We start from the raw sequence: 22,256 nt of genomic DNA on the forward strand, positions 1-22,256 counted from the left end.
TTATGTGGTCATGAAAATCTCATGTTACCGAAGCTCTCTTCGGTCAAAACTTCCTTTAATTCCCAGTTCTTCCCGGTATTTTGCTACCGCTCTTCTGGAAATATCAATATTCCGTTCATTCAGTATCTTCACGATTGCCTGATCGCTGTACGGTTTATGTTTATCCTCTCCGTTGATCAGTTCCTTGATCATCTCTTTGATCTGCATCGGTCCGACAGCCACATCTCCATCCGTCATCGTCACGGAAGCTGAGAACAGGTTTTTCACGACTGTGGTTCCGCCAGGATACTGAATATATTTACCTTTGATCGCACGGCTGACCGTGGATGTATGGATACCGATATGCTCTGCCACGTCCGTCATGGTCATGGGGTTCAGGAAAGATTTTCCATCCAGGTATTCTTCCTGACGGCGCAGAATCTCTTCGGAGATTGCCATCATCGTCTGGCGCCTCTGCATAATACTGTTCATGACAAACCGGATCCTCTCCAGTTTGACCCGGAAATATTCGCTCAGCTCCGGATCTTTGCTTTCCTTCATCATCTTCAGATAATAATCGTTGATGTGATAGTCTTCCACCCATCCGTCGTTCAGCTCAATTTCCCATTTCCCATGCTCTTTATGGAAAATAATATCCGGAACAATATATCCGGCATGTTCCGTACCAAATTCACTCATAGGACGCGGATTCAGCCTTGCGATCTGCTCAATACATTTCCGTACTTCGACAGTAGAAAGCTTCATGCTTCTGGAAATACTGCTGATCTTTCCGTCCGCCACATCCTGCAGATGCTCCTCCACGATCCGGTATGCTGTGGAATTCCGGTCTCCCTGCATCTCCAGCTGTTTCATCAGACAGTGGCGGAGATCCGGAGCAAAAATGCCATAAGGCTCCAGCTCCTGCAATGTTTTCAGTGCCAGATCCACCTCCGGTTCGCTCATTCCGGTCTTCTCTGCCACCTCTTTCAGCGGTGTTGTGAAAAATCCGGTATCATCCAGACATTCCACCATATACTCCAGCAGATTCCACTGTCTGGCATTGTACATATTTCTTGGAAGCTGATAGAGAATATAATTTTTCACGTGATCCGCATCCTGCATGGGAATGTCTTTCCGCCGCCGATCCTCTTCCTCCACCATCTCTTCATAGTTCTTTTCAAACGGCGCGGTCTGCTCGTATGTTTTATTGATTTCCACAGAACCCGTTCCATGATCTCCGCTGTAGTCCAGCAGCGGATTTTCCAGATATTCATTCTGGAGAAACTGGTTCAGTTCCATACTGTCCATTGCCAGCACTTCCAGTGACTGTATCTGTCCCTGAGAAAGCTGCTGCTTCTGTTCCAACGTAATTCCGTAACTCAGTTCCATTTGTATTTCTCCATCCCTTTATCTAAAAGCATCTTGTTATCTTACTAATAATAACCCCATCACGGCTGCTATCGCAATGGTTTTCGGCACACTTGTATCTTTTTTCCATATAAGAAGCGCGATCAGGACACCGATGATTATGCTGACCGGGTCAAATGCGCCATCTGGCATATAATTGCTGAGCCCCAGCGTAAACATGGTCGCAAAGACCAGTCCGATGCCCGCCGGGCGAATTCCATAAAGCATCTTCTTCATGATGCTGCTTTTCCGGAATTTTTGAAAAAAAACCACCGCCGCAAATCCGATGGTCAGTGTCGGAAACAGGATACCAAGCATCGCAATTATTGCTCCGGGAATTCCTGCCACCCGGATACCTGCAAAAGTAGAACTGTTCATACCGAGCGGTCCCGGCGTCATCTCCGCGATTGCCACGATATCCGATACTTCCTGCGCATTCATCCATCCATGACTTAACATTTCAGAATTGATCAGCGGCACCATAGAGACACCACCAAAACTTGTAAATCCAATTTTTAAAAAAGAGATAAATAACTCAAGAAGCACCATGTTCCAAAACCTCCCTCTTCAGCACCAGACCCACACAGGCACTGGCTACAATGAGCGCTGCACAGTTCCAGTTAAGAAACGCACAACAGACAAACATGATGACGCTGATCCCATAACAGAGCTTATCCGTATATGCACCTTTTCGTAGCCGCAGACCTGCAGAACCGATGATCGGCACGACTGCTGCACGGATTCCGGTCATGGCGCGCGCCACATAAAGATTGTCCTTGATCTTTGTATAGCACATGGTTACTATTGTCATGATCAGAAGCGCCGGAACACTGATGCCAAGCAGTGACATTATGGCACAGAACACTCCACCATTCTGATATCCAAACATAAAACTGACATTTCCAATCATCAGACCCGGAAGTGATCTGCCCACAGAAACCGTGTCCAGAAGTTCCTCCTCCGTCATCCATTTCCGCTTTGCCACAAATTCCTTCTGAATCTGTGCCACGATACTCCAGCCCCCTCCGAAGGTGAAAAAACCGATTCGAAAGAAAAACCAGAAAAGCTGAAATCCCTTTTTTATATTTTTCATTTCTCTCTCCTAATGTACAGCCAAAAAAGGAGCGAATCTGATTTCTTCGCCCCTCTTCCATGTCAACCATTATAACTCAATTCGATCCAGATCATCCGGCACGATCAGATTACCATGATAGTACTGACGGCCTTCCTCTGTATAAAGTCTGCGGCGATCTGCCAGATTTCTATCCTCTGTATGATAGAGAATCAGATTCTTTGCTCCCAGCTCTTCCGCATGTTCACAGGCTTCTTTCACCGTTGTATGATGTTTCTCGTACGGTTTGTAAATATCCCGGTCACGGTACAGGCAGAATGCTTCATGAAGCAGCCAGTCGGCATCTTCCGCATATTCTTTTTCATGCTCCTGATAAGGTTCATCACCTACGAACGTGAATTTCTTTCCATTCATCAGTCTGAGCGTAAATCCAAACTGCTTTGCCTTCGTGGAACGAATATCAAAAAACTGTACCTGATATCCGAATATTTCTCTCGTCTCCCCATCTGCTACCGGGTGGAAGAAAATGCGCTCTCCGATCATTTTATAAAATTTTTCCTGAACTGTCAGCTTTGTAATCGTCAGAATCGTCTGCTTCAGCTCTTCGTGACAGTAAATATTGAGATTTCCCACATACTGTCCTTTTTTCATCTTGGTTGCAATCATGCGGATCAGCCAGATCAGACCCAACAGGTGGTCGGTATGCTCATGGCTCATGAAAATTTCGTGAATAGCTTCCATAGGGATATTGGCTTTTTCCAACTGCGTCATAATTCCGTTTCCACCGCCGGTATCCACCAAAAAATATTCCTCGCCTCTTTTAATGGCAAAACAAGTATTAAAACATCTGGTTACGGTTGCATTACCGGTACCCAGTAAAATCAGTTCTTCTTTCATCGTGTATCTCCTGATGTCTTCCGTTCTTATTAGCAAAATGCCTTGATCAGACGAAATACCTGCTCTGCAGTCTTCGTCATATTCACTTTCGCAATTGCTCCGTCCATAGCCTCGTCCAGAGTCATGATTCTACGGATAATCGGGAAGTATGCGTCAATACCGGCATCATTGCAGGCCTCACAGCCATCTTTCAGGGCACCTGCCAGTGCTACTGTCTTTGCACCATGTTTCTTTCCAAGTTTTGCAATACCTACTGGGCCCTTACCCATTGCGGTCTGCTCATCCAGACGTCCTTCACCAGTGATAACCAGATCAGCGCCTTCCATAGCTTTCTCCATCTCTACTGCATCCAGTACCAGATCAATACCCGGCTGAAGATCTGCTTTCAGGTAGCTTAAAAATGCGAATCCGAGTCCACCTGCGGCTCCTGCTCCCTCGCTCTCTGCGAAATCAGTGCCAAGTGCTGCTTTTGTTACATCTGCAAAATGAGCCAGATCTGCATCAAGTGCATCTCTCATCTCCACGGTAACGCCTTTCTGCGGTCCATAGATATAGGTTGCTCCGGTCGTTCCACACAGCGGGTTGGTAACATCACATGCAATCTTGAAGTTACACTCTGTAAGTTCCGGTACTACCTTGTCGCATTTTACAGAAGCAACATCCTTCAGAGCACCTGCTCCGATTCCCACCGGATTGCCATCTTTATCCAGGAACTCCCATCCAAGAGCAGTCAGCATACCAATTCCACAGTCATTGGTTGCGCTTCCGCCGATACCAATGATAAAGTTACGGCATCCTTTTGCGATTGCATCTTTGATCATCTCACCAACGCCGTAAGTCGTTGCATCCAGCGGACGAAGATCTTTTCCTACAATGATAATACCTGCAGCTGCAGCCATCTCCATGATTGCAGTCTTACTCTCACTGATCATACCATATGCTGCATCTACCGGATTTTCCAGCGGGCCATGTACGTTAACGTGAATCATCTCTCCACCAAGGCCTTCTGCAAGTGCTTCCGTAGTTCCCTCTCCACCGTCTGCCAGCGGTTTTACAATTACTTCTGTACTCGGATCTACAGTCAGAATACCTTCTTTGATCGCTCTTCCGGCTTCCATGGAAGTCATGCTTCCTTTCAGAGAATCAATCGCAATTACAACTTTCATTATATATCCTCCATCTTTTTATTCTTTTAGGATTCCTGTTGTTCTCTACGTTTCTTTTCCAGTTCACTCTGGCGTTTTGCCATTCTCCAGAGAGTGGTCCTGCTGACTCCCAGCTCCTCTGCCAGATCTTTTTTCTTTTTCTTTGGCTTGAGGCGACTGTATACGGAATCCGGATCTTCTTCTTCTGAAATTGCGTGTACCGAACATTTATCCTCACGGAATATTTTCAGCTGGCGGAGCAGTTCCGCATCAATCACATCCGTATCATTCAACACGATCAGACGTTCACAGATATTCCGAAGTTCTCTCACATTTCCCGGCCAGCTGTGCTCGGTGAGCAATCTTGCTGCTTCCGGAGTTACTTTGGGAATGCTCTTTCCCATCTCGCAGGCAAATCTGGTCAAATAGGCATCTACCAGTTCCTGAATATCTTCTTTCCGCTCACGGAGCGGCGGAATCGTGATATCCAGCAGGTTCAGGCGGTAATAGAGGTCCGATCTGAACTGGCCTTCTTTAATTTTTTCTTCTATATTGATGTTCGTCGCGGATATAACTCGTACATCAATCGGATGTACACTGGTACTGCCTATCCGGCGAATCTCTTTTTCTTGTAACACACGCAGCAGTTTTGCCTGAAGGATAATCGGTATCTCTCCTATCTCATCCAGAAAGATCGTTCCTCTGTGAGCCAGCTCAAAGAGTCCTACTTTTCCACCTTTTGCCGCACCGGAAAAGGCTCCCGCCTCGTAACCGAACAGCTCACTCTCCAGAAGATTTTCCGGAAGTGCCGCACAGTTCAGAGCCACAAAAGGCTGGTTGCTGCGTTTACTTGCCTGATGAATACTGTGTGCAAACAGTTCCTTGCCTGTACCGGTCTCTCCGACAATCAGTACATTCGAGTTCACCCTGCTGTAGCGTTCTGCCATCTGGATATTTTCCCGAATTGCCCTGCTATGTCCAAGAATATCCTTAAATGTATATTTGGCTGTCAGGCCTTTTTCCGAAAGTCCTTTACGGATCTTCCGCTCTTCTTCTATAATCCTGTCAGTACTTCTGATGAAGATCAGTGCGCCGGTCTCCAGTTCTTCCTCATTCAGAGGTTTGTACTGTACATAATAATCTTTTCCTTTGATTCTGAGAATTTTTTCCTTCTCCGAATTATTTTTAAGAAAATCTTTCCATTCTACTGTAGACACCAGTGGTTCTGCCGGCTGTCCGATTACTTCTCCTACCGTCGTCAGCTGGAACACTCTGTATGCCTGATTGTTGATGTTCACAATCTTTCCCTGCCCGTTGATAGCAAGGACACCCTCCTCACTGTGATTCAGCATAATACGGATAATATCCGCGCGGGCACGCTCAAGATTAATCGTTCTCGCTGTATTGAGTGCCTCGATCATGGCAATCTCTACAGCATCATGTTTTGTATGGATATGGATACGCTTTAGTCCCATCCGGTCACAGATTCCGCACATGGTACCTGCTCCGACAAAAACGTCTGCGCCGTCTGCCAGAGCCTTACTTACAGCTTCCTCTGTCGTCATTTCATTCTGCACATCATAAATGGTAATGGATGCTCCGCATGCCTGCTCAAGATCTTTCAGACAGTTAATTTCTATATTATGAATACACAGGGCAATTTTTTTGGCATGCTCATGCCGGCACTGCACCAGTGCATCAAATATATCAAAGCTGCTCAGCTGAATTCTGATTACATGCTTCTCCGGAAATAACTCTTTTAGTACATCATGGGTCATTCCTCTGGCAACCAGTATCTCCGCATCCCAGTTCTGGGCGAGAACCTCCGGCGTTCCAAACACATACGTAGTCTCTATCTGAACGTCATCATACTGCGGCAGTTTTTTTACCACATCCTCAAATATTCCTTTTAACTCCAAATGTGGTATAAAAACCCTGATTTTAACCATATTCCGCAGACCCTTTCCACTCTGTCCATGCACCCTTTTTCCTGTAAAATGGCTACATAGAAATATACTCAACTATGGTAAGTATACCACAGTCGAGTATATTCTGCAGAAAAAATGTTAAATTTTTTCAAAAACTGTCGGAATTATTTGTTCACTACGTTCTGCGGAGCACCTTTGATTACGGACTCTACGTTGTCTGCAGTAGTCTGCATAATTCTCTCACGAGCCTCTTTGGTAGCCCAGGAGATGTGCGGGGTAATGATGCAGTTCTTAGCTTTCAGAAGTACGTTGTCAGCTTTGATCGGCTCAGTAGAAACTACGTCTACTGCTGCAGCTGCAACCTTACCGCTTTCAAGGGCATCATAGAGATCCTGCTCAACGATCAACGGACCACGGCTGTTGTTAATGATGATAACACCATCTTTCATCTTAGCGATGTTCTCTTTGTTGATGATTCCCTGAGTAGACGGGAACAGCGGGCAGTGCAGGAAGATGAAATCGGATTTTGCAAGCAGCTCATCCAGCTCAACATACTCTGCTACAGCTTTTCCAGCTTCGCTCTGGAATGCATCGTAAGCGATAACATTTACATTCATAGCTTTCAGGATCTTTGCGGTGTTAACACCGATACGTCCAAGACCGATAATACCTGCAGTTTTGCCGGATACCTCAATCATCGGATAATGCCAGTAGCACCAGTCAGCATTGCTTGCCCACTCACCAGCATGTACGGAATCACTGTGATGTCCGATATGGGAGCAAACCTCAAGCAGAAGGGATACAGCGAACTGAGATACGTTATCAGTTCCGTATACCGGTACGTTCATTACCGGAATTCCTTTTTCTTTTGCATAGTCATAATCAACTACGTTGTAACCAGTTGCCAGAACTGCGATACCTTTCAGATTCGGGCATTTGTCGATGGTCTCTTTGCTGATCGGAGTTTTGTTGATAACAGCGATATCAGCATCACCAAGTCTCTCAGCGATAAGCGGAGACTCCTCATATGCGGTTCTGTCATATACAGTAACCTCTCCAAGTTTCTCAAGCGGTGCCCAGCTGATGTCACCCGGGTTCTCGGTGTAACCGTCTAATACTACGATTTTCATGTCTAACCTCTCCTTTGAAAAATTTATAATAAATTATTGCTACCTGAAAATTAATCCTCAACCAATGCCCATGCTCTGTTCAGGCATCTCTTGGTATTAGCCAGAACGTACTCGTCGTCCTCACCCGGAGCAAGAGTAACTTCCATGGAAAGTACCAGCGGATCATCTGCGCGGAAGAAGCCTTCCTCTTTCAGAACCTGAAGGAAATCTACCAGCTGCGGGATATCGTTTGCACTGTTCGGATATCCAAGACGCGGATGTTTGTCACCATACATCGGTTTGCCCTCTTCTACAACGGCATTTCCGAAATGAAGATGTGTGATGTACGGTCTTAAAGTCTGGATAACGAATTTGGAAGTCTCATAAGTAGTCGGGAAATGAGACAGGTCAACCAGCAGACCGAAGTTGTTGTTAGTTGTTCTCATATCTGCAGCAAATTTTGCAGCATACGGAGCCGGTCCGATAAGAGCAGCTTTGTCCATATCAAAGTCAAATACCTCAAGCTCTACGTTCATGCCCTTTTTAGCTGCGTAATCACATACGTTACGGGTAGTTTTCAGAAGCTGTGCATATGCCTGATCTTTGGTCTCCTCTTCCCATTTACCAGCAAGGAAAGCAATTCCTTTTGCTCCAAGATACTCAGCCTCATCTACTGCCTCGATCAGAGTAGCTTCTGCTTTCTTTCTGCCCTCTTCGTCGATATCGTTCGGATTCAGCTTCGGTCCGAGAAGTCTCGGCTGTGCGCCGTAGCAGACTTTCAGATGAGACTGCTCAAGAATTTTCTTAACTTCTTCTCTCTCAGCGTCATCTGCGCATTTGGTAACCTCGATTGCGTCAAAATAATCATCAACAGCAACTCTCTTTACCTGATCTACAACACTTCTGTTCGGGAAGGACATCCAACGGATAGTACCAACCTGAAAATACTTATGAATGGATTCTCTCATTTCAGTGAACCTCCTGTTAAAAAGTAATGTTTATTTTTTATACGAGTTCCCAGGCAAGATCCAGGGTTCTCTTTGCATTAGCAAGGCAGACCTCCGGGTCTTCCTCACCGAATGGCTTAATCTCAAAGCTGACGATCGGACGTTTCTTCTCATTGAGGAAACCGATCTTCAGCAGAAGCCGCAGATATGCGGCCAGCTCCTCCACATCGTTTTCACTGTTCGGGAAACCGAAGCGGGGATGTTCATCACCATAAGCCGGGCATTCCGGACTCTTGATGACCGTATTTCCCATGTGCGCATGACGGATATATTGTTGCACTGGGAGAAGACTTTCTTCAATCGTCTCATGAAGCATCGGGATATGGCTTAAATCTACCATCAGTCCAAAATTATCGTACTCGGCACAGATCGTCTCCGCATAACGCTTCACCATATCCACCGGTCCGATCAGGGACTTCTTGGCAATATCATAATCAAATACTTCACACAGAACCGGCATGTCGCCTTTGGATTTTGCATACTCACAGAGTTCTCTGGTGGACTTCAGCAGTGCCTGGAAAGATTCCTCTTTCGTCTTCTCCTCATATCTTCCCGCCAGAAATGCAAAATCTTCGACACCCATTTCATAGGCCTCATCAATACCTTCCTTTAAAGAAGCAAGAGCCTTCTGGCGTCCTTCCTCATTCAGATCATTGATATTGAGTCCTGCACCAAGCATACGACCCTGTCCGCCATAGGAGGATGTCATATGACCGCGGGCAATCATGTCTGCGGCAGCCTTCCGCACTTCAGCATCCTTCATATGAGTCACTTCCACGACTTCAAAATAAGGATCTGTTACGATCTTTTTGAGACACTCCAGAATCGGGCCTTCGCCTGATCCCAGCTGTTTATAGGATACATGCAGAATCGTTCCGACTCTCATATATCTTCTCATTGACTTTTCCATCTTCCAATGCCTTCCTTTTTTCTGTGTTCAGACTATATATCAGGGCAGTACAGATGCACTGCCCACAGATATCTGATTATTTTCTGGAAACAGCCTTCTCAGCAGCTGCTGCAACAGCCTCTGCGTCCATTCCATATTTGTGAAGGATGTCTTTGTACGGACCAGACTCGCCGTGGCGATCCTGCATACCAACCATCTCAGTCGGAACTGCGCATCCTGCTTTTGCAAGAACCTCAGCAACTGCTCCGCCAAGACCACCGATTACGCTGTGCTCCTCAGCAGTAACAACAGCACCGGTCTCTTTTGCACATTTCTCGATCAGCTCAGCGTCGATCGGTTTGATGCAGTACATATCTACAACTCTTGCGCTGATTCCTTTTGCAGCCAGTGCCTCAGCAGCAGTGATTGCAGTACTTACCATCAGACCACATGCGATAATGGTAACGTCAGAACCTTCTCTTACTACCATACCTTTACCAAGCTCAAATTTAGCATCTGCCGGATGGCAATCCGGAGCTGCATCTCTGGAAAGACGGATGTACATCGGCTCCTTAACTTCGATAGCAGTTTTTACCATCCAGTCAGTGATCTGAGCGTCAGATGCAACCATAACGTTTACGCCCGGAAGAGTTCTCATCATAGCGATGTCTTCCAGTGCATGATGAGTAGCACCGTCGAATGCATCAGACATTCCGCCGTAAGCGCCCATCATTTTAATCGGAAGTCCTGAATAGGACATGAAAGTTCTTGCTGCCAGAGAACCGAGGGTGGTCAGGAATACAGCGAAAGTATTAACGAACGGGATCTTTCCGCTCTTAGCCATACCAGCTGCCATACCCATCATAGCGTACTCACAGATACCACAGTTATAGAAACGGTCCGGATACTCTTTTCCAAACATAGCAGATTTGGTAGAACCGGATACGTCTGCGTCCAGCACAACGATATCTTTATTCAGCTCACCGTATTTTTTAATAGTTTCTCCATATACTTCACGAATCGCTTTAGCCATTACTGTGCTCCTCCTAACTCTTTCATTGCCTGCTCATAGTCTGCATCTTTGACCGGAGCTCCGTGCCATGTATTCTTTCCTTCCATGAAGGATACGCCTTTGCCCTTAACAGTCTTTGCAAGGATGATGCTCGGAACACCCTTAACAGATTTAGCGGTCTCGATTGCTGCACTCAGAGCTGCAACATCATGTCCGTCACATACGATAGTGTTGTAACCAAATGCTTTCCATTTCAGCTCAATATCTCCCATCGGCATGATCTGCTCGGTGGTACCGTCAAGCTGTACACCGTTCCAGTCAAGGATAGTGATCAGTTTGTCAGCTTTGAATTTGGAAGCGTTCATAGCGGTCTCCCATACAACGCCCTCATTGATCTCGCCATCACCAAGGATTGCATAAGTATAAGCGTCGATGTCATCGTGCATATCAGCAAGAGCAACACCAAGAGCCAGAGGATATCCTGCACCCAGCGGGCCAGTGGAAGCCTCTACACCCGGAGTCTCTTTTGAACACGGATGTCCCTGCAGACGGCTGTTGATGTCACGCAGAGTATGAAGCTCTTCTACCGGGAAGAATCCTTTATGAGCAAGCTCGATATAAAGCATCGGAGCTGCATGTCCTTTACAGAGAATGATCTTGTCACGGCTTCTGTCATTGATATTCTCCGGGCTGATGTTTGCATCATTGAAGTAAAGGTTTGTCAGAATCTCACATACAGAAAGAGATCCACCCGGATGTCCGGTCTGTTTCTCGTGTAAAATCTCGATCAGAGTACGTCTGAATTTCAGGCAGAGTGCGTCCAACTCCTGTTTCTTTTCGTTGGTCATTTTCAAAATCTCCTTTTCTTTAAATAGATTTTAATGTTTCTTTCACCTGTTCCAGGCAAAGTCCAGGACTTGACAGGACAGGAATTTTACAGATTTCTTCGATCTTTTTGTCCAGATGTGCCATAGAGGCCTGTGCAAGCACTACGCAGTCATATCCGGAGATCTCTTTTGCCATTTCCAGCAGAAGGGCGTCATGCTTGTCCATCTCTACTGCCTTCATAGCTTTGAATGCTTCTGCATTTGCACGGAAGTCGATCTGAATCTTCTTTCCAAGCTTTTCTGCTTCCGCATTCAGCTTTTCGCGCATAGGAACCTCTGTGCTGCCTGCTGTGGCAAGTACCAGAATGCGGTCACCGTAAGTGACTGCTTTTCTTCCCATGGCATCATCAATTGCAATCAACGGCACTTTGATAAAAGGCCGGATCATATTTACTACCGGAGTCAGTGTAGAACAGGTCACAACGATCATATCAGCACCCGTCATCTCGGCAGATTTAATATCATTATACAGGCGGCAGCGGTTTTCAATCGTAAACTCGCCAATCTCATTTGGATTATTTGCAAGAAAATCATCCCAGAGATTATGTACTTTTACCGGCTCACCCACATAATCCTTCAGTGTCTGGTCAAAAGAATTGGCAACCGTTTTCACGGTATGGATTAATGCAATGCTTTTCATGACACCCTCCTAGTAATTCTGCGGTCCGTATACCTTGTCAAAAATCGGCTGCAGATGTTCAATTGCTCCTTTTGCTGCACCTTCCTGACTTGGAATCTGGAAGATCTCAGTAGTATAGGCTCCATCATATCCGCATTCTTTAAATGTAGAAATGATTTTTTCAAAATCCAGTCCGCAATGTCCCGGATAACGTCTGTTATTATCAGCCAGATGTACATGAATATTATAAGGGCTGTACTGTCTGATGGCATCGAAGAGATTCTTCTCCTCCAGATTCAGATGGAATACATCCAGCATCAGTCTGAAATTCGGACGATTTACACGGTCTACCATATCTGCACCCTCAGCACACGTATTAATGAAATTCGTCTGCATGATCGTAACAGTCTCCAGTGCAATCTTCACATTCTTCGGTGCCGCATAATCTGCCAGCTCCTGGAACGCTTTTACCGCATACTCTTCCGTCTGCTCTTTCGTAAGCTCGGCACAGTACTGTCCTCTTACACGTCCGATGTTGATATTTGCACCCAGATGTGCAGCGAAATCAATGATTTCCTTGGATCTGCGGATTGCTTCTGCTCTCACTTCCGCTTTCGGGCTGGTGTAGCTCAATCCAAGCTGTCCCCAGATCTCACCGGTGCAGACAAGAACAACTTTCAGTCCGTTTTTCTCTGCCTCGCTCTTCACGAAGTCCCAGTCAAGCTCTGACGGATTCAGTGTCATCAATTCAACGCCCTTGTAGCCCAGTTTTGCCAGATCAGAGAAACTTTTCTCCAGTGGTCCCTGGTAAGCAGTTACTGAATCAGCAATCGCCACGTCCGGTGTTGCAACCTGATAACATAACCTCATACACTCACTCCTTTTTTGTTTGTTTACCTAATTGGCTTTATCCTTTTATAGAGCAAAATCTGTGCCAACCACAGATTTTCCTTTTTTTGTTTCCGAATATAATATCTGCCCAGTCGAATGTATTATATCATACAATTTTTTAATTTCCCAGTAAATCTTTTATAAACTTCTATAGACATTATGAATCATTTATCGTTTCATAATGTTTCTAACAGTTTCGTTCCGAAACACCATATTTCTTTTCCTGCAGAAAACATAGAAAAAAAGCCCGGAGAATCCGGGCCTTTTTCCTGTTACTTGTTAAGAATATGTATGATTATTTACTGAATTCCATTCTCTGCCATAAAGTCTGCTTCGTACTGGGTAACATACTCAGTAGCAGTTGCTGTATCCATGTAGTTCGGGATCAGTTTGTTTGCTTCAATATACTCAGTCTTCCATGCATCACTCTCAGATACAGTTTTCAGAGTCTCACTCCAGTATGCTGCTGCTTCATCACTCATAGCTGCCGGAGCTGCAACACCACGCCATACCGGGATCTCAACATCATTGTATCCAAGCTCGCTTAAGGTTGGAGCATCTGCCAGGTTGCCGGTGTATCTTTCAGTAGAGAATGCAAGGATCGGAACAAGGGAACCAGCCTCTACATACTCGGAAGCTGCTGCCGGTTTGGAGATTACATACTCTACATGTCCGCCGAGTGCTGCAGTGATTGCATCGCCAGTGGAATCATAGGTAATGTAGGTAAGGTTATCTTCAGATACACCAAGTTCTGCAACCAGTGCCTGATAAGTCGCAATATCATCACCCTTGGATCCGCCGATTACGACTTTCTCCCCGTTCTGTACAGCAGCGATCACATCTTCAAATTTGTCATATTTTGCACCCTGGCCTTTGAACAGAAGCTGTTTATCAACTGCCATAATTGCAAGAATACGGAAATTAGCAGCACGGTTCTTGGTATTCTGTACCATTGGCATCAGGTCACCGCTGTTGAAAGTAAGCAGCTGGTAATCTGCATTATTCTTCATGGTAGCAACTTCATTACGTCCTACTTCACCTGCACCATCAGTCTTGTTGGTAACTACGATGGTCTGTCCGTTTACCAGATTCTCTGCGGTCATGATATCACCGATCTTACGGGTGAAGATATCGGATCCGCCGCCTGCAGAAGAAGTACACATCCACTGAATGGATTTGGACGGTGTGAATTTACCATCTTTGATATCCTTGCTGCCGCCACATCCGGTAGCCAGCATGGAAACTGCCATTACGCCAGCCAGTACAGTTGCCATAAGTTTCTTTTTCATTTTATTACCCTCCTGTAAAATGAATATATTTATTTTACCGCTTTGCGGTAGAATTCTATTTTGTAGCTTTCTTCTTCATGATAATCGGACGAAGTACGGATACCAGTACGATTCCAAGGAAGATGATCATCAGTACGCAGGTGATCGGTCTTGTAAAGAAGATGTTTAAGCTTCCGCCGGACAGGATGAATGCCTTACGCATATTGTTCTCCAGAAGCGGAGCCAGTACGAAGGACAGAAGCATCGGTGCTGCCGGGAAGTTATTCTTGTCAAGCAGGTATCCTACCACGCCGGACAGGAACATAACGATAACGCCGTACATGGAGTTGCTGGTACTGTAAGCACCTACCACACAGACTACCGTGATGATCGGGATCATGTATTTTACCGGTACAGACAGAATCTGAATCAAGAACGGAATGATACAGATTGCTACCAGCAGGGTAAAGATGTTTGCCAGATACAGGGATGCGATCAGACCCCAGCAGAAATCCGGCTCATTTTCAAACAGAAGCGGTCCGGGAGCAAGTCCCCACATCATCAGTCCGCCAAGCAGAACTGCACCGGTTCCTGATCCAGGAATTCCAAGTGCAAGGAGCGGAGCAAATGCACCTGCTGCTGCTGCATTGTTTGCCGCCTCAGAAGCAGCAATACCTTCAATTGCACCAGTTCCCAGAGGTTCTTCACTCTTAAACTTCTTCTGTACCGCATATCCCATAAAAGAACCGGTGGTTGCACCTGCACCCGGAAGTACTCCGATGAAGGTTCCCATGAATCCGGAACGAAGGGCCGGCGGAAGAAGTCTCTTGAAATCATGTTTCGTCAGCATGGAACCGCGGATAGAAAGTTTCATCTCTTTCTTTGCGGAATCTGCTTTCTTCTCGCTGTCAGAATCACGATCATTGATCAGTTTGATTACCTGAGCAAATCCAACTGCTCCAATAACAAACGGAGTAAACGGAATTCCGCCCAGCAGATACATATTGCCAAACTCATATCTGGAAGCGCCGGACAGTGTATCCATACCCATACTTGCAAGAAGGATACCGAAGCAGGTGATTACTACACCTTTAATCGGGTTTTCTCCTACCAGCCAGCTGATGGAAGTCATGGCAATCAGAAGAATCGCCGTCATCTCTGAAGGTCCGAATTTCAGACCCAGATTTGCAAGACCAGGTCCCATGAAAGTCAGGATAACCATACCAATGGTTCCGCCAATACAGGAAGCCATGTTCGCTGTCAGAAGTGCCTGACCAGGACGTTTTCTCTTAGTAGCCATCGGATATCCATCCAATGTTGTCGTTACTGCCGGTGAATCACCCGGGATATTTAAAAGAATGGCACTGAAGCTTCCGCCGTACATATTGGAATAGTACAGGGCGCCCAGCATGATAATAGCAGTTGCCGGATTAAATTTGTAAGTCAGAGGCAGAAGAAGAGCAACTCCGGCCAGGGAACCAATACCAGGCATCGCGCCTACGACCAGTCCCAGGATTGCGCCCAGCATGCAGACACCGATGTTCATCGGAGTCAGTGCTGTTCCAAACCCCTGAATCAGCATTGTAAAATTTTCCATGATATCCTCTCCCTTTACATGAAGTTCTCAAATAGTCCCCATGGGAACTGAACCTGAAGCCAGCCTGCGAATACACCAAGCACGATTACTGCCACGATTGCTTCTATAATTACAATATGAAGAATCGGGGTTCCTTTCTCGATCACAGTCAGCCAGAACAGTACAAACAGAAAAATCATCGGGATCATACCAACAATGAAGCTTCCTGCAATTACCGCCGCACCTCCGGCAATGACCATCAGCTCATCTTTGTTGTATTTCGGCTGATCTTCCTCTTTCAGTGTCTGGAAGAATGCCGCAATACTTGTGATCACCATTACAATTGCAATGATGCTCGGGAAAAATCCCGGCTGCGGCTCTTTGTCCCAGAATCCCAGCTGTGTGAATCCTATGAACGCGAAGACAATGCCCATAAGTGCCATCGCCAGCGGAATCAGCTGTTTTGAACCAAACTTTTTCACTTTTCATTTCCTCCTTCAAAGTTTATCCGTATTTCTAACGGTCTGATACTTATTTTTATAGCAATTTCTGTGCCATCTTCACAACCTTTTAACAGTCTTCTTCCAATTAATGACATGTTTTTGACACAAAGTTGATTAACCTGCACAGGAACTAGCCTTTATTCTTTTCCTGTTTTGCAATTTTTGTACAACCCTGTTGCAAAGTTTCTGAACACTGTTGCTTTTCTTTTCCTACTTTTGTTTCACATGTTCCATGTTTCATATTAATGTTTCTATGTTTCATTTTTGTTCCAACATTTCTTTTTCTGCATAGATAGCACAAAAAGGATCCGGACAAGCCGGATCCTTTTTGCACTATATCATTATTCTATTTCAGGGAAGCAATTTTATTTTGTAGATACAGCTGCCATAGTAGAACACTGTTTTACAGCATTCTCGAAAGAAGCAGTGGTAACGGTACCTTTGCCTGCAATATCATATGCAGTTCCATGTCCACAGGTAACGATCGGGATCGGGAATCCTCCTGCTACAGTGATTCCTCCCTCGAATCCGATCAGTTTCAGTGCGATCTGGCCCTGATCATGATACATGGTAACAACACCGTCGAACTCTTTCTTAACCAACGCTTTGTGGAATACAATGTCAGACGGGAACGGACCCATTGCATTGATGCCCTCTTTCTGAGCCCACTCAATAGCCGGTTTGATTACATCAATCTCCTCACGTCCGCAGTCTCCGTTCTCGCCACAGTGCGGGTTCAGAGCTGCAACACCGATTCTCGGATTCTCGATACCGGCACTGGTCAGAGTTCTGTAAGAAAGGCGGATTGCTCTCTTAATCCGAAGTCCGTCGTTCTCACACAGATCATGGCTTACCTGAGAGATCGGAATATGGCTGGTAGTTCTTGTAGTGTACAGTCCGTTAGTTACATTGATCTCGCCAAACGGCTCTGTATGTCCAAGAAGCTGAGCCAGATAGTGATGCTCGCTCTCAAGGGTCAGTCCTGCTTCATGCATTCCTGCTTTATTCAGCGGTCCAAATACATATCCGCCGATTTTTCCTGCCTGCCACAGTTCTACGCCAAGTTTCAGCATATCCAGGCAAGCTTTTCCGCTCTCTACCGTCTTGGTTGCAAACGGAACTTTCTCCGGATCCAGGTTCTTCTGATCCAGTACCGGAAGTCCTTTGCTCCAGTCAGCTTCATCCACATCAGAGATAACCTGCACTTTTACCTTATCCTCTGCGCCGATTACTTTCAGTGCACGTTCGAACACACGCAGGTCTCCGATAATTACCGGTCTGCAGTACTCCTCATAGAAATTTGCAGCTGCACATTTTGCCACAAGCTCCGGGCCTACGCCTGCAGCGTCACCCAGAAGCACGCCAATTACTGGTTTTGTTGCCATAATTACTAATCCTCCTTCTTAAATATAATGCTTTATTTATAATAGCATTTATTCTCTACCCTTTTATTAAGCAAGCTCTGTGCCAACTTCCAATACATAATTATTTTCCTGTTTATTTTTTCATTTTAGTCGATCTTTCACTCAACGTCAATGAACGTTCCCGTCATTTTCGATAGTTTTTCTCAAAATTCAAGAATATTTTGTGCATTTTTTCTTTTGAAACAGTTGTGTATATTTCATTCTGTTTCATTTTGTTCAAAACGTTTCTCTCAAAATCCATTTCAAAAGGAAAAGTCCGATCGTTTCCAACCGGACTTTCTGTTCTTTTTACTGAAGGCCTTTTTTTGCCAGGTAATCAGCTTCATACTGCGTCACATAATCTGTCGCAGCAGCTGTATCCATATATTCCTCGATCAGTTTATTTGCCTCAATATACTCTGTCTTCCACTGTTCTGTCTCGGAAACTGCTTTCAAAGTATCTGACCAGTACTGGACAGCAGCATCACTCATGGCTGCAGGTGCCGCTACACCACGCCATACCGGAACTTCCACATCATTATAATCTCCCACTTCGCTTAAAGTCGGAGCATCTGCCAGATCTCCCGTATATCTCTCCGTGGAGAATGCAAGGATCGGCACCAGGGAACCTGCGGTCACATATTCTGATGCAGCTGCCGGTTTGGAGATCACATACTCCACATGTCCGCCAAGGGCTGCCGTAATTGCATCACCAGTAGAATCATAGGTAATATACGTCAGATTATCTTCAGATACACCAAGTTCTGCAACCAATGCCTGATAAGTCGCAATATCATCTCCCTTGGAACCGCCAATTACCACTTTTTCGCCATTTTCCACCGCATTGATCACATCCGCAAATGTGTCATATTTTGCACCGGCGCCTTTGAATAAAAGCTGTTTATCCACTGCCATAATAGCCAGAATCCGGAAATTAGAGGAACGGTTTTTCGTGTTTTCCACCATCGGCATCAGGTCACCACTGTTAAACGTCAACAGCTGATAATCCGGATTTTTCTTCATCATTGCCACTTCATTACGGCCGACTTCTCCTGCACCGTCTGTTTTATTAGTAACCACAATCGTCTGGTCATTGACCATTCCATTGGTTGTCATGATATCCCCTATCATACGGGTAAAGATGTCAGATCCGCCTCCCGCAGAAGAAGTACACATCCACTGAATGCTCTTCGTCGGTGTAAAAGTTCCATCCGCCGTATCACTGCTGCTTCCACATCCGGTCATCGCCACAGAAAGCGCCATTACTCCAGCCAGTACAGTTGCCACAAGTTTCTTTTTCATATTAAAATACCCCCTTTTATTTTGCTGCTTTTCGTTTTGCAAGCATCGGACGAAGCACAGATGCCAGAATAATTCCAAGGAAAACAATCATCAGAACGCAGGTGATCGGTCTGGTAAAGAAAATACCCAGGCTGCCGCCGGACAGGATGAATGCTTTTCTCATATTGTCTTCCAGAAGCGGAGCCAGTACAAAAGATAAAAGCATCGGCGCTGCCGGGAAATTATTCTTATTCAGAAGATATCCAACTACACCAGATACAAACATCACGATAACTCCATACATGGAATTACTGGTACTGTAAGCGCCAACCACACAAACTACCGTAATAATCGGAATCATATATTTTACCGGTACAGACAATATCTGAATCAGGAAAGGAATGATACAAATTGCCACCAGTAAAGTGAAGATATTTGCCAGATACAAGGATGCAATCAATCCCCAGCAGAATTCCGGCTCATTTTCAAAAAGAAGTGGTCCAGGAGCCAGTCCCCACATCATCAGACCGCCAAGAAGAACTGCACCAGTTCCAGATCCCGGAATACCAAGTGCCAGAAGCGGGGCAAACGCACCTGCTGCCGCAGCATTGTTGGCGGCCTCAGCCGCAGCAATACCCTCGATCGCACCAGTTCCCAGAGGTTCTTCACTCTTGAATTTCTTCTGAACCGCATATCCCATAAAGGAACCTGTTGTTGCACCTGCACCCGGAAGCACTCCGATAAAAGTACCCATCACGCCAGAGCGGAGAGCCGGAGGCAGAAGGCGCTTAAAATCGTGTCCTGTCAACAGAGAGCCTCTGATTGAAAGTTTCATATCATTTTTTGCCGCATCTGCACGTTTTTCATTATCAGAATTCCGGTCATTGATTAGATTGATGACCTGTGCAAAACCTACCGCACCGATAACAAACGGTGTAAACGGAATTCCTCCCAAAAGATACATATTTCCAAATTCATATCTTGGAGCACCTGACAGTGTATCCATTCCCATACTTGCCAGCAGAATACCAAAGCAGGTGATGACTACACCCTTGATCGGATTTTCTCCTACCAGCCAGCTGATAGAAGTCATGGCAATCAGAAGGATGGCTGTCATCTCTGACGGGCCGAATTTCAATCCCAGATTGGCAAGTCCAGGTCCTGTAAAGGTCAGGATAATCATACCAATCGTACCGCCAATGCAGGATGCCATATTAGCTGTCAGAAGCGCCTGACCCGGACGTTTTCTTTTTGTTGCCATCGGATATCCATCCAGCGTAGTACATACTGCCGGCGAATCTCCCGGAATATTTAAAAGAATCGCACTGAAACTGCCGCCATACATATTGGAGTAATAGAGTGCACCCAGCATAATAATTGCTGTTGCCGGGTTAAATTTGTAAGTCAGTGGAAGCAGCAGTGCCACTCCGGCCAGAGATCCAATTCCAGGCATAGCGCCTACAATCAGTCCAAGTATCGCGCCAAGCATACAGGCCCCGACATTCATAGGGGTCAGTGCCGTACCAAATCCCTGAATCAGTAACGCAAAATGTTCCATATTCATTCCTCCCTCTACATAAAGTTTTCAAAAATCCCCCAAGGGAACTGTACCTGCAGCCATCCGGCAAATACGCCCAGCACAATTGCTGCCACAAGGAGTTCAATAATGATTACATGTTTCCATGGAGTTCCTTTTTCAATTACCTTCAGCCAGAATAATACAAACAGGAACAGCATCGGAATCATTCCGATAATGAAACTTCCTGCAATCACAGCCGCGCCTCCTGCAATCACTAACAATTCATCTTTATTATAGGAAGGTTTATCTTCCTCCTTAAGTGTCTGAAAAAATGCTGCAATGCTGGCAATCACCATAACAATTGCAATAATGGTAGGGAAAAATCCTGCCTTTGGTTCTTTTTCCCAGAATCCCAGCTGCGTAAATCCAATCCACGCAAATACAATTCCCATCAGAGCCATTGCCAGAGGAATGAGCTGTTTTGTCCCAAATTTTTTCACAGTATTAAACCTCCTTTTTTATAAAATACGGTTTCAGGGCAATTACTTTCACAACACCATAAATAGCAATCAGTCCCAGACCAAGAAGCATTCCCAGGTTCATGACCCATAACGGGTACTTCAGAACCGTTGTCGCCTCACCGGTATTCATCTGCGTACTTACAATCGTAAACAACTGTGATGTCAGAAGCGCACTGATTCCTACAGCCGCTACATACTGAATTGCTTTCAAACTACCGTAAACCTTTGGTTTTGACTCTTTATACTTATCTTCCAGTAATGTCAGCGAAATCAGTTCATCATTCATGAACAGTACTGCGGAACCCATATAAATTGTCCAGATAAAAATCAGTTTCAAAAGTTCATCACTCCACGGTGTCGATACTAACAGCACGTTTCTGGCAAGAACCGCATAACTCGCCACAAGCACCATGATAATACCTGCAATTCCAAAGAGAAAATTCAATCCGGAATTTACTTTATCCCATACACCTTTCATTCTATTTTCCTCCTTTCCTTTGTTCCCATAAAAAGCAATGAAAATGCCATCTTTTAAAAAACCGGTCATTCTGAACAACATCTTAACCAGGTCTTAATGCCCCTTTAACAGACTTTTAACTTTTTTGTGCCAACTAAAAAGGAGAGGATCTTCTCCTCTCCAAATTTTATAGAAACTTTATGTTTATTTTATATTTCATGTTTTGTTTTATTTCTTTTTGTTTCATTTTGTTTATCTCAGTTTCTTTCAACAAATTCCGCAAGAACCGTTCCAAACTGAGAACCGCAGTGTTCCACCTCTGTGAGAACCAGTTTCCTGCCTGTTTCAGTCTGATACCAGTTCTCCCTGCTGATTCCTTTTGTCACCACCGGGCACACAAAAAATTCTGTCTCCGGAAAACAGATCTGATAATAGAGAAGCGCCCTGGCTGCATGATATGCCTGACAGCACAAAATTGCTTTCTTCACCATAAGTCCCTCTGCATCCGTCACTTTCCGCGAACACAGGGCATTTTCATAAGTAAATGTCGCCTGATCTTCCTTCCAAATAGCCCGCTCCGGCACTCCCTGCTCCATCAGTCCCGTTTTCAGATACTCCCACTCCGATGCATATTCCTTGTGTTCTTTGAGATGTCCGGTGAGCTTCGCATATTTCCCGGACGGCAGAATTACCGGCGCCAGCCCTGCTCTCCACAGTTCCGCTGCCCTCACTGCCAGTGCACCTTCCTCCGATCCCGGCACAAAGATAATATCCGATTTTTCCGGTATATCCTCCCGGAAAATAAATTCCGTGTAGATGTCAAATACATTTCGTTTCATTGGTTTTTGTTTTCTCCCTGCTTCTTCTATTTGTAATCATATAGAAT

At 45.4% G+C, this 22,256-nt stretch carries 22 protein-coding genes; all 22 read right to left on the reverse strand.

Going from position 1 to position 22,256, the window contains the following annotated elements; genetic code table 11:
- Positions 1-24: 24 nt before the first annotated feature.
- On the reverse strand, positions 25-1,368 hold the full coding sequence (gene rpoN, locus LKD36_RS01620) for an RNA polymerase factor sigma-54 (protein WP_308458419.1): 1,344 nt from the start codon (positions 1,366-1,368) through the stop codon (positions 25-27).
- A gap of 36 nt (positions 1,369-1,404) precedes the next feature.
- Positions 1,405-1,935, reverse strand: coding sequence for a chromate transporter (locus tag LKD36_RS01625; protein ID WP_118768919.1), 531 nt, complete (start codon positions 1,933-1,935; stop codon positions 1,405-1,407).
- A complete protein-coding gene (locus LKD36_RS01630) occupies positions 1,922-2,479 on the reverse strand; it encodes a chromate transporter (protein ID WP_118768918.1) in 558 nt (185 codons plus the stop codon). The genes LKD36_RS01625 and LKD36_RS01630 overlap by 14 nt, the downstream gene beginning before the upstream one ends.
- A gap of 69 nt (positions 2,480-2,548) precedes the next feature.
- Positions 2,549-3,355 carry an MBL fold metallo-hydrolase gene (locus LKD36_RS01635; protein WP_118768917.1) on the reverse strand — a complete coding sequence of 269 codons (807 nt, stop codon included), beginning with the start codon at positions 3,353-3,355 and terminating at the stop codon, positions 2,549-2,551.
- Positions 3,356-3,384: 29 nt separating this feature from the next.
- Positions 3,385-4,521 (reverse strand): glycerate kinase family protein, encoded by a 1,137-nt coding sequence (locus LKD36_RS01640; protein WP_308458420.1) that lies wholly within the window; start codon positions 4,519-4,521, stop codon positions 3,385-3,387.
- 26 nt (positions 4,522-4,547) lie between these two features.
- Entirely contained in the window at positions 4,548-6,392 is a 1,845-nt protein-coding gene (locus LKD36_RS01645) for a sigma 54-interacting transcriptional regulator (RefSeq protein WP_308458421.1), read from the reverse strand.
- A gap of 200 nt (positions 6,393-6,592) precedes the next feature.
- A complete protein-coding gene (locus LKD36_RS01650; protein WP_118768914.1) occupies positions 6,593-7,558 on the reverse strand; it encodes a D-2-hydroxyacid dehydrogenase in 966 nt (321 codons plus the stop codon).
- Positions 7,559-7,608: 50 nt separating this feature from the next.
- The gene (locus LKD36_RS01655; RefSeq protein WP_308458422.1) at positions 7,609-8,505 is read right to left on the reverse strand and encodes a sugar phosphate isomerase/epimerase family protein; all 897 of its coding nucleotides are present in this window, start codon (positions 8,503-8,505) and stop codon (positions 7,609-7,611) included.
- A gap of 37 nt (positions 8,506-8,542) precedes the next feature.
- A complete protein-coding gene (locus LKD36_RS01660; protein WP_308458423.1) occupies positions 8,543-9,454 on the reverse strand; it encodes a TIM barrel protein in 912 nt (303 codons plus the stop codon).
- 76 nt (positions 9,455-9,530) lie between these two features.
- A complete protein-coding gene (locus LKD36_RS01665) occupies positions 9,531-10,466 on the reverse strand; it encodes a transketolase family protein (RefSeq protein ID WP_308458424.1) in 936 nt (311 codons plus the stop codon).
- Positions 10,466-11,293 carry a transketolase gene (locus LKD36_RS01670; RefSeq protein WP_308458425.1) on the reverse strand — a complete coding sequence of 276 codons (828 nt, stop codon included), beginning with the start codon at positions 11,291-11,293 and terminating at the stop codon, positions 10,466-10,468. Before LKD36_RS01670 ends, LKD36_RS01665 begins: the two co-directional genes overlap by 1 nt.
- A 19-nt stretch (positions 11,294-11,312) precedes the next feature.
- Positions 11,313-11,972, reverse strand: a complete 660-nt coding sequence (locus tag LKD36_RS01675) for an aspartate/glutamate racemase family protein (protein ID WP_118768909.1) — start codon at positions 11,970-11,972, stop codon at positions 11,313-11,315.
- A 9-nt stretch (positions 11,973-11,981) separates the two neighbouring features.
- Positions 11,982-12,821, reverse strand: coding sequence for a sugar phosphate isomerase/epimerase family protein (locus LKD36_RS01680; RefSeq protein ID WP_118768908.1), 840 nt, complete (start codon positions 12,819-12,821; stop codon positions 11,982-11,984).
- A 320-nt stretch (positions 12,822-13,141) separates the two neighbouring features.
- On the reverse strand, positions 13,142-14,131 hold the full coding sequence (locus LKD36_RS01685) for a tripartite tricarboxylate transporter substrate-binding protein (RefSeq protein ID WP_308458426.1): 990 nt from the start codon (positions 14,129-14,131) through the stop codon (positions 13,142-13,144).
- 55 nt (positions 14,132-14,186) lie between these two features.
- A complete protein-coding gene (locus LKD36_RS01690) occupies positions 14,187-15,707 on the reverse strand; it encodes a tripartite tricarboxylate transporter permease (protein ID WP_118768906.1) in 1,521 nt (506 codons plus the stop codon).
- 14 nt (positions 15,708-15,721) lie between these two features.
- Positions 15,722-16,168, reverse strand: a complete 447-nt coding sequence (locus LKD36_RS01695) for a tripartite tricarboxylate transporter TctB family protein (RefSeq protein WP_118768905.1) — start codon at positions 16,166-16,168, stop codon at positions 15,722-15,724.
- A gap of 386 nt (positions 16,169-16,554) precedes the next feature.
- Positions 16,555-17,574, reverse strand: a complete 1,020-nt coding sequence (locus LKD36_RS01700) for a 4-hydroxythreonine-4-phosphate dehydrogenase PdxA (protein ID WP_308458427.1) — start codon at positions 17,572-17,574, stop codon at positions 16,555-16,557.
- Positions 17,575-17,901: 327 nt separating this feature from the next.
- Complete coding sequence (locus tag LKD36_RS01705) at positions 17,902-18,894, reverse strand: Bug family tripartite tricarboxylate transporter substrate binding protein (RefSeq protein WP_118768903.1); 993 nt, start codon at positions 18,892-18,894, stop codon at positions 17,902-17,904.
- A 16-nt stretch (positions 18,895-18,910) separates the two neighbouring features.
- Positions 18,911-20,431 (reverse strand): tripartite tricarboxylate transporter permease, encoded by a 1,521-nt coding sequence (locus LKD36_RS01710; protein ID WP_118768902.1) that lies wholly within the window; start codon positions 20,429-20,431, stop codon positions 18,911-18,913.
- 14 nt (positions 20,432-20,445) lie between these two features.
- A complete protein-coding gene (locus tag LKD36_RS01715) occupies positions 20,446-20,892 on the reverse strand; it encodes a tripartite tricarboxylate transporter TctB family protein (RefSeq protein WP_118768901.1) in 447 nt (148 codons plus the stop codon).
- Positions 20,893-20,896: 4 nt separating this feature from the next.
- Complete coding sequence (locus tag LKD36_RS01720) at positions 20,897-21,391, reverse strand: TRAP transporter small permease (protein ID WP_118769604.1); 495 nt, start codon at positions 21,389-21,391, stop codon at positions 20,897-20,899.
- 236 nt (positions 21,392-21,627) lie between these two features.
- Positions 21,628-22,209, reverse strand: coding sequence for a YdcF family protein (locus LKD36_RS01725; protein WP_308458428.1), 582 nt, complete (start codon positions 22,207-22,209; stop codon positions 21,628-21,630).
- Positions 22,210-22,256 lie beyond the last annotated feature (47 nt).

The sequence above is a fragment of the Hominiventricola filiformis genome (assembly GCF_020686965.1).
Taxonomy (GTDB): Bacteria; Bacillota; Clostridia; order Lachnospirales; family Lachnospiraceae; genus Hominiventricola; species Hominiventricola filiformis.

Coding starts and splice junctions, on each gene's coding strand:
- LKD36_RS01630 (WP_118768918.1), bottom strand. CDS start 2,479: ATGAAAAATATAAAAAAGGGATTTCAGCTTTTCTGGTTTTTCTTTCGA.
- LKD36_RS01675 (WP_118768909.1), bottom strand. CDS start 11,972: ATGAAAAGCATTGCATTAATCCATACCGTGAAAACGGTTGCCAATTCT.
- LKD36_RS01720 (WP_118769604.1), bottom strand. CDS start 21,391: ATGAAAGGTGTATGGGATAAAGTAAATTCCGGATTGAATTTTCTCTTT.
- LKD36_RS01660 (WP_308458423.1), bottom strand. CDS start 9,454: ATGGAAAAGTCAATGAGAAGATATATGAGAGTCGGAACGATTCTGCAT.
- LKD36_RS01680 (WP_118768908.1), bottom strand. CDS start 12,821: ATGAGGTTATGTTATCAGGTTGCAACACCGGACGTGGCGATTGCTGAT.
- LKD36_RS01655 (WP_308458422.1), bottom strand. CDS start 8,505: ATGAGAGAATCCATTCATAAGTATTTTCAGGTTGGTACTATCCGTTGG.
- LKD36_RS01725 (WP_308458428.1), bottom strand. CDS start 22,209: ATGAAACGAAATGTATTTGACATCTACACGGAATTTATTTTCCGGGAG.
- LKD36_RS01625 (WP_118768919.1), bottom strand. CDS start 1,935: ATGGTGCTTCTTGAGTTATTTATCTCTTTTTTAAAAATTGGATTTACA.
- LKD36_RS01710 (WP_118768902.1), bottom strand. CDS start 20,431: ATGGAACATTTTGCGTTACTGATTCAGGGATTTGGTACGGCACTGACC.
- LKD36_RS01650 (WP_118768914.1), bottom strand. CDS start 7,558: ATGAAAATCGTAGTATTAGACGGTTACACCGAGAACCCGGGTGACATC.
- LKD36_RS01640 (WP_308458420.1), bottom strand. CDS start 4,521: ATGAAAGTTGTAATTGCGATTGATTCTCTGAAAGGAAGCATGACTTCC.
- LKD36_RS01670 (WP_308458425.1), bottom strand. CDS start 11,293: ATGACCAACGAAAAGAAACAGGAGTTGGACGCACTCTGCCTGAAATTC.
- LKD36_RS01705 (WP_118768903.1), bottom strand. CDS start 18,894: ATGAAAAAGAAACTTGTGGCAACTGTACTGGCTGGAGTAATGGCGCTT.
- LKD36_RS01700 (WP_308458427.1), bottom strand. CDS start 17,574: ATGGCAACAAAACCAGTAATTGGCGTGCTTCTGGGTGACGCTGCAGGC.
- rpoN (WP_308458419.1), bottom strand. CDS start 1,368: ATGGAACTGAGTTACGGAATTACGTTGGAACAGAAGCAGCAGCTTTCT.
- LKD36_RS01690 (WP_118768906.1), bottom strand. CDS start 15,707: ATGGAAAATTTTACAATGCTGATTCAGGGGTTTGGAACAGCACTGACT.
- LKD36_RS01635 (WP_118768917.1), bottom strand. CDS start 3,355: ATGAAAGAAGAACTGATTTTACTGGGTACCGGTAATGCAACCGTAACC.
- LKD36_RS01665 (WP_308458424.1), bottom strand. CDS start 10,466: ATGGCTAAAGCGATTCGTGAAGTATATGGAGAAACTATTAAAAAATAC.
- LKD36_RS01685 (WP_308458426.1), bottom strand. CDS start 14,131: ATGAAAAAGAAACTTATGGCAACTGTACTGGCTGGCGTAATGGCAGTT.